Origin of the sequence: Dyella sp. (assembly GCF_035277725.1) — a bacterium.
Taxonomy (GTDB): domain Bacteria; phylum Pseudomonadota; class Gammaproteobacteria; order Xanthomonadales; family Rhodanobacteraceae; genus Dyella_B.
The window spans coordinates 1-6,640 of record NZ_DATEJY010000148.1 but is presented as its reverse complement, the minus strand read 5'-3'; the positions used below and the strand labels follow the sequence as shown (position 1 = coordinate 6,640).

Sequence of the window (6,640 nt, the reverse complement as noted above, 5' to 3'; positions counted from 1 at the left end):
TTTGCGACTGCTGCTGATGAAATGATCCTGATTTGGCCGTGCACTGCCCATTGCAGAAAGTGACAAAGTTGCTGTCAGTTGAGGACAGTGTGTGAGCGGCGCGATGCGTGGCACATGTCTGCATCGAACACGTGCATGTTGTTGGTGATAGCTGCGTCACGCTTGCCGTTGCGGTTGCGTAGGCAGGGATGAAATCCCAGCATCCTGATGTATGCCGGAACATGCTGCTGGGATTTCATCCCAGTCTACTTACAAGGCGGCCTTCTCGGGGCCGTCCCGTGCCTTGTCACAAACGCAACGGGAATAAATCGGCGAGGACTGCGGTTATCTCCCTCATATGGAGCATCCAACCGTTTCGATCATCCTGCCGACGTACAACCGGCTGGCTTACTTGCGCGAGGCTGTCGCGTCGGTCTTCGTGCAGACGTACGACGATTGGGAAATGATCATTGCCGACGACGGCTCCTCGGAGGAGACGTGCGCCTATTTGCGTGGGATCGCCGATCCGCGCGTAACGGTTCTATGGCTATCGCATACCGGCATTCCGTCGATCGCCCGCAACCAGGCTATCCGGCGTGCTCGTGGATACTATCTGGCGTTTCTGGATTCGGACGATCAATGGCGGCCGGCCAAGCTTGCGGTACAGCTGGATGCCTTGCGTGCATCGCCGGATTGCCGCTGGAGCTATACGGCGGTGGACCTGATCGATGCGGATGGATACCCGGTCGCCCGCGATGGACTTGCTCCCTGGGTTCCGTATGCGGGCGACATCACCGAACGCATTCTGTGGATCCAAGCGCATATCGCCATCGATGCGGTGATCGCCGAACGAAGCATGGTGCTTGAAACCGGCGGTTTCGACGAACACCAGCGCTTTGCCGAGGATTACGACCTCTACATCCGCCTGGCGATGCGAAGCCCGGCGAACGTCGTCAACACTCCGTTGGCCGTTGTTCGTGCCGGTAATGGCGAGAACTACAGCGCCAATCGCATCGAGGCATACGCAGGATGGGTCCAGCTGTACGAAAAGTATGCGGCAACACTCCCTAGCAAACGACTCCGCGCGATTGCACGCCGCCGCCGGGCCGAAAACCTGTTGATATTGGCGCGGCTCCATATCAAGGCAGGCCAGCCGGGAGCGGCTTGGCGCACGCTGCTGCATGGCACACCGGGCGCCTTGCTCGCCTATCCGCCGTGGGCATGGCGTGCTGCTAAAGAGCTTGCTCGCGCCTGCTTCCAAGCGACGCGGCGACGTGCATAACCGACGCAGCACGATACGCCCATCAAGTTCTCCCCGTCGTTGCCGATAGCGCCTTCTCGCCATCTTCACAACCGCTCATCCGATGGCCACGGGGTTTGCATGTGCTGAGAGAGTGGCTTAACTTGTTCGCCCAGTAGCTTGTGCGACAGAGCGAATAATCGGCGCATGATCAGGGGTGGCATAAGTTAGATGGTGCATATGGAAGCTCGCTGGACATCGATGCGCGCGTGGATGCCGGTGGCGGCCTTGCTGCTGGCCATGCTGGTGGGTGGCTGCGCGAAGATCCTCAAGCCGAAGGCGGTGATCACGCCGCATGCGCAGCCGGCTGCAGCCGCTCCCGTGGCAAGCACGCCCAGCGAAGATGAGGCCTCGCCCAGGCTTTCTCTGTCGGCCATCGTCAATCGTGATCTGCAGAACGGCCACTACGCGGAAGGCGAGAAGGCGTTGCGGCGCTATCTGCAGGATCATCCTGGCGATCGCGCCGCCCAGTCCTACCTGCGGCAGTTGACCGACGACCCAAAGAAGCTGCTGGGCGGCTCATCCACGCCGCACATCGTGCAACCCGGCGAGTCGTACAGCACGCTGGCGGCCAAATACCTGGGCGATGCCAATCTGTTCGTGGCGTTGGCACGCTACAACGGCTCGACCAATCCGGCCTTGATCCTGGTGGGTTCCACCTTGAAGTTGCCGATGAATGGTTCGGCTGCTGCTGTCGCGACTCCTGTGCAACCCGAGCCCACTTCTGCGCCCGTGGCTACGCCCACGATCGTCGCCACGCCGCCGCCGTCTTCGGCACCTCCTGCGCAAAGTGCGCAGCAACTGGAAAGCCAGAGTCTCGCCTTGTATCGGCAAGGCCATAAGGATCAGGCCGTCGCCACGTTCGACAAGGCGCTGGCGCTCAATCCGCAACTGAAATCTTCCGATCCCAATTTCGCGGCGTTGAGCAGGATCTGGGTGGCGAACACGCATCAGCAGGCGATGGTGTTGTATCTGGACCAGCATCTGGATCAGGCGATCGCCTTGTGGAACCGCATTCTGGTGGTTGATCCGGGCTATGAGCCGGCGGTGGTTTATCGCACGCGTGCGATGGAACTCAAGCAACGCCTGCAGCAGTATTAGCTTCGTAGGCTGGGATGAAATCCCAGCCTAGAAAGGCGCCACGAAGCTGGGATTTCGTCCCAGCCTACGAAAGCTGCTTTCCGGTGACGGGAAGAATCTGTGTCGGCTGCAACGCCAAGTCTGGCTTGGGCACATCGGAGACCACGGCGACTTTTTCCGGCGGTGTGCCCAAGGTTTCGCCCATCAGATTGAACGCGGCGAACAAGCGGCCCAATTCATCGCGGCGAACGATGCGGATGCGATGCTGGTAATCCCCGCGCGCCACGCGCAACAACGATGCGACCATCAGATCGAGCGCGCCGCGCAAACGGCGGAATAGCCAATAAGCCGTAAGCAACACGGCCGCCAAGGTCGTCAGCAACACCAGGCCGATCACGCCCAGCGCGGTGTTTTGCGCGGTGTGCAACGGCGCCTGGCTGACGCCAAGCCGCAAGCGCCCTACGGTCTTGGTCTGGTAGTGGATCGGCACGTCGAACACGAGTGCATTCTGCAAACCATGCGTGCCAACCAGACGGGCGTGATAGCTCTGCGTGCCGTTGGACCATTGCCGTGTAGCGACGGTTACGGGCGGCAAGGGTTGATCGTTTTCACCGGGTTGCGTGCTGGCCAGGATCGTGCCGTCGCGATCGGCAATCGCCAGGTAATCGAGTTGCTCGTTGCGCGCCATGTCCTGCACCAGCGCGCGCGTGGCGGCGTGATCGTCCATCACGATATCTTCGGCGGCGCTGCGGGCGATCATCTGGCCCAGCGAGCCGCCGAAATCTTCCGCCAAGCCGGTGACGGCCACATGCTGCACCCCATAGATGGCCAGCATGCCGAGCAACAGTACCGCCACCACCGTGGCGCCCAGCGCAACAGCCCATTGCAGGCCCAACGATTGCAGGCGAGGGTGGGGCAGTTCCTCGCGCGATCGTTCGTAACTGCGGCGCGCCAGCCGCAGATCGTCCACCACTTCCGCGCCGGATTGATAACGCGCTTCCGGCGCAGGCGCCATCAGTGTGCGGATGATGTCGATCAAAATCGGCGGAATGGCCGGATCGTGCGGCTTGATCGGCGGCTCGGGCAAGCGTTGCCGTTGACGTACATAGCGTTGCACGTCACCGCCATACGTCCACGGCAACCGGCCGGTAGCCAGCCAGAACAGCACCACGCCGAGGGAAAACAGATCGCTGCGCGCATCCGCGCGTTCACCGCGCAAGCGTTCCGGCGACATATAAGCCGGCGTGCCGCCGATCTTGCCCAGCGCGGCGGCGGAAGGCCTGCGCGTGGCGCGGCGCTCGGCAATGCCGAAATCGGCGATCTTCGCGTGCCAGCCATCCAGCAACATGATGTTGTCGGGCTTGATGTCGTGATGGATCACGCCTTGTGCGTGCGCGTAGTGCAGGGCGTTCGCCAATTGCGTGGCCAGTTCCAGCAGTGCCGAGGCGGATGGCATGCCGTGCTTGGCGACATAGGAATTAAGCGTTTCGCCCGACAGGCGCTCCATCGCGATGTACGGACGACCGTCTTCCGTTTCGCCGGTGTCGAAAATGGTGACGATATGCGGATGGGTAAGACGGCCGGCCGCACGTGCTTCCACCTGAAAGCGCCGGCGGTAATCCGGATCTTCGGCGACGTTGCCATGCAGGCATTTGATCGCTACCTGGCGCTGGATTTCCGGATCGAAGCCGGCGTAAACCACCGCCATCGCCCCTTCGCCGAGAATGCCCTCGATGCGATAGCGCCCAATCGTGGCGGAAATGGCCTGGCTCATGCTGGCTGGGCTAAAACTAAAACACCCACCACGCCACACCGGCCAGCACCAGCAATCCCAGCACCGCTGCGGCGGCGTAGCCGATCACGCGTCGCTTGGGCGCGCTTTGCTCGTGCGTCAAAAAGCTGAATTCGGCGTGGCCGAAGCGTAGCCGGTCCCCGTGCACCAGCACGCTTTCGTGGATGCGCTTGTCGTTGACGAACGTGCCATTGGTGGAAAGCGTGTTCATCAGCGTGTAATGGCCGTGCTGATTGACGATCCATGCGTGCGTGGCGGACACACTGGGATCGTTGATCACGATGTCGTTGTCGACGCGGCGGCCGATGGTCTGGCGACCCTGGCGCAAGGTGAATCGCTGCCCCTTGAGCGGGCCCTGCGTACCCTCCAGCACCGGCTCGCGCGAGGTAGCGCGGCCATCTGACGCGGGCGCATCTTCCAGCGCCAGCCGTTGCATTTCAGCGGCGGACAGCAACTGCGTGCCCTGCGGACCCGCGCGAAGCTTGCCGGCCTCGGTAGGCTGCGGCTGGCCAGTGTTCATAGACATTCAAGATCCCCTGTTGCAGGAGAAACTATAGCGAAATCGCCAAGGATTGGGACACTCGGCAAGCCTGCATCCGTGCCGGTGAAGGATGTGTTGCGACTTTGCCGCGGTACTTGAGGGGGAACCGCGGCTTGAATTGGAAATCATCGGATGCCGCGCCTTGCTGGTTCCTAGGCAGCCCGATGCGGTATCCGATGACGGGCGAGAAAATACCCGAATGCGAGCCTCGCGCTTAAGAGCTGCAAGGGCCCAATGACTGTCGCTTTGGGCCATGCCGTTGAAACGGAAAATGTGCATGGGTGCACAATTTGGGAAGCAGGGCTTGCGCGTGGCTGATGAAATCTTGCGGGGCTGCGTGCTCTTCCGCGTGTGCAGGGGCAATGCTCCGAACTCAAGGGTTTTCAACCGCTGGAAACTCTGCTCGTCATTCCAGCGACTTTGGGCTGAAAGGCACTGGATGATTCGCTTCGCTCACCCCTTCGGGGTCGTCCATTCGGACGTTCTCCGCGCTTCGCGCTACGTCCAGCTTTCACTGGAATGACGGGTTTGGTTCTGTGGCGACTGGGAGACCTTAAGTTCGGAGCATTGTGTGCAGGGGAGGGTTGGGATGCGGGTAGCCTCACGTCTTTTGGCGGATACCGCCGAAAACCAAAGCCCACATCGACGTGCTTCGATATGAGATCGACGTGGCTTCTGGATTGCTCGGGACTAGCGGGCCAACTACCCTCTGCCGCCACAGAGGCGGGCGACAACAACTGCAGGCGAGTTCACTAAAAATAAACCTGCGAAAGCCTGGTAAATAAACGATGAAACGCGGTAAGTTTCCCTTCCTCCCCAGTATCAACTGTGGAGTTTCATCTGGTAATGGGAAACGCGTATGCCGAATCGCATCAAGCCCACCATGACCGTCTATCCATGCCGCTTCCGTTCGCAGGCCGCGCCTTCCGCGGAGCCGCAGGTGTGGGTTACCTGGGAAGCCATCGAGCGTGAGCATTTCAATCCGAATGGCTCGCTCGTTGCCGATTTCTCTCATCCGATCGAGGTCGATCCAGCCTTGGTGAAAAATCATCGCTACATGCCGGAACTGGATTTGGTGACCTGACTGGTGCGCTGCCGTGGGCGATCTTGCGCGCCCGTGATTCGCACTAAACGTAGGTTGGCGTGAGGCGAAGCCGAACTCCAGCATGGCCTGCAAGCACGCGAGTTGTTGGGGGTTCGCGTTCCGCTCACCCCAACCTAAGCCGCTTAAGACAGGTGACCGCGCGTCGCGTTTTTAGCGGTGATATTCGTTTCGCTGCAAAACGCGAAAGCCGAACCATCCCCAGTAAACGCAATGCCGCTCGATCAGCCCTTCGTCGTTGATGTCCATCACCTCGGTGAAGTCCATCTGTTCGCCGTTGCCGGCATCGCGCGGGTATTCCCAGATCAGACGCTTGCCGTCGGTGAGATAAGGCGTGCGGTAATACTGCCGCACGGGCGGTTTGCGTTCGGCGAGTTGGGCAAATAATGGGCGAAGTTCTTCATGCCCGTGCAGTACGCCGTTATCCGTGCCGAGCAGATGCGGAACGAGCGGACTCTCCAAATGCGTGTCGCGTGCATAAAGCGCCAGCAACGCTTCGGCATCGTTGCGTGACAGCGCATCGTTCCAGTTGAAATACATGCGTTCGATGGGAGTGGATCCGCTAGCCATGAGTGCGACTTCCGGTTCGGCTGGAGGTGTGCCGCAAGTTAGCGGGCGCGCCGTTTCGACAGGGTGATCGTCAAGTGTGGGTGGCGGCAAAGTAGGTTGGGGTGAGCCCAAGCGAACCCCAACGTTTTCCGATACGGCGTGCGCATGTCGGGGTTCGGCGTTGCCTCACCCAACCTGCATGCAGGCAACATGGCTGAAGTCATTCATGGCTTCGCTTGATGAATTGCAAATCCGCCTCGGCCGCTACGTGGGGGAATAAGAACGTAACGCCTTGAA

General features: G+C 60.6%; 6 protein-coding genes. 3 read left to right on the top strand and 3 right to left on the bottom strand.

Annotated elements, in window-relative coordinates:
- Positions 1-337: 337 nt before the first annotated feature.
- Positions 338-1,261, top strand: a complete 924-nt coding sequence (locus tag VJR68_RS13495) for a glycosyltransferase family 2 protein (RefSeq protein WP_324148414.1) — start codon at positions 338-340, stop codon at positions 1,259-1,261.
- 198 nt (positions 1,262-1,459) lie between these two features.
- A complete protein-coding gene (locus VJR68_RS13490) occupies positions 1,460-2,380 on the top strand; it encodes a LysM domain-containing protein (RefSeq protein WP_324148412.1) in 921 nt (306 codons plus the stop codon).
- A 64-nt stretch (positions 2,381-2,444) separates the two neighbouring features.
- Here the strand turns inward: VJR68_RS13490 and VJR68_RS13485 are convergent, their stop codons facing one another.
- Both VJR68_RS13485 and VJR68_RS13480 read right to left on the bottom strand, forming a co-directional pair.
- The gene (locus tag VJR68_RS13485; protein ID WP_324148410.1) at positions 2,445-4,133 is read right to left on the bottom strand and encodes a protein kinase domain-containing protein; all 1,689 of its coding nucleotides are present in this window, start codon (positions 4,131-4,133) and stop codon (positions 2,445-2,447) included.
- A gap of 16 nt (positions 4,134-4,149) precedes the next feature.
- Positions 4,150-4,677 (bottom strand): FHA domain-containing protein, encoded by a 528-nt coding sequence (locus VJR68_RS13480; protein ID WP_324148408.1) that lies wholly within the window; start codon positions 4,675-4,677, stop codon positions 4,150-4,152.
- Positions 4,678-5,551: 874 nt separating this feature from the next.
- Here VJR68_RS13480 and VJR68_RS13475 point away from each other — a divergent pair.
- A complete protein-coding gene (locus tag VJR68_RS13475; protein WP_324148406.1) occupies positions 5,552-5,776 on the top strand; it encodes a hypothetical protein in 225 nt (74 codons plus the stop codon).
- Between the two features lie 171 nt (positions 5,777-5,947).
- On the opposite strand, the gene VJR68_RS13470 is transcribed toward VJR68_RS13475, so the two are convergent.
- Positions 5,948-6,364, bottom strand: coding sequence for a nuclear transport factor 2 family protein (locus VJR68_RS13470; RefSeq protein WP_324148404.1), 417 nt, complete (start codon positions 6,362-6,364; stop codon positions 5,948-5,950).
- Positions 6,365-6,640 lie beyond the last annotated feature (276 nt).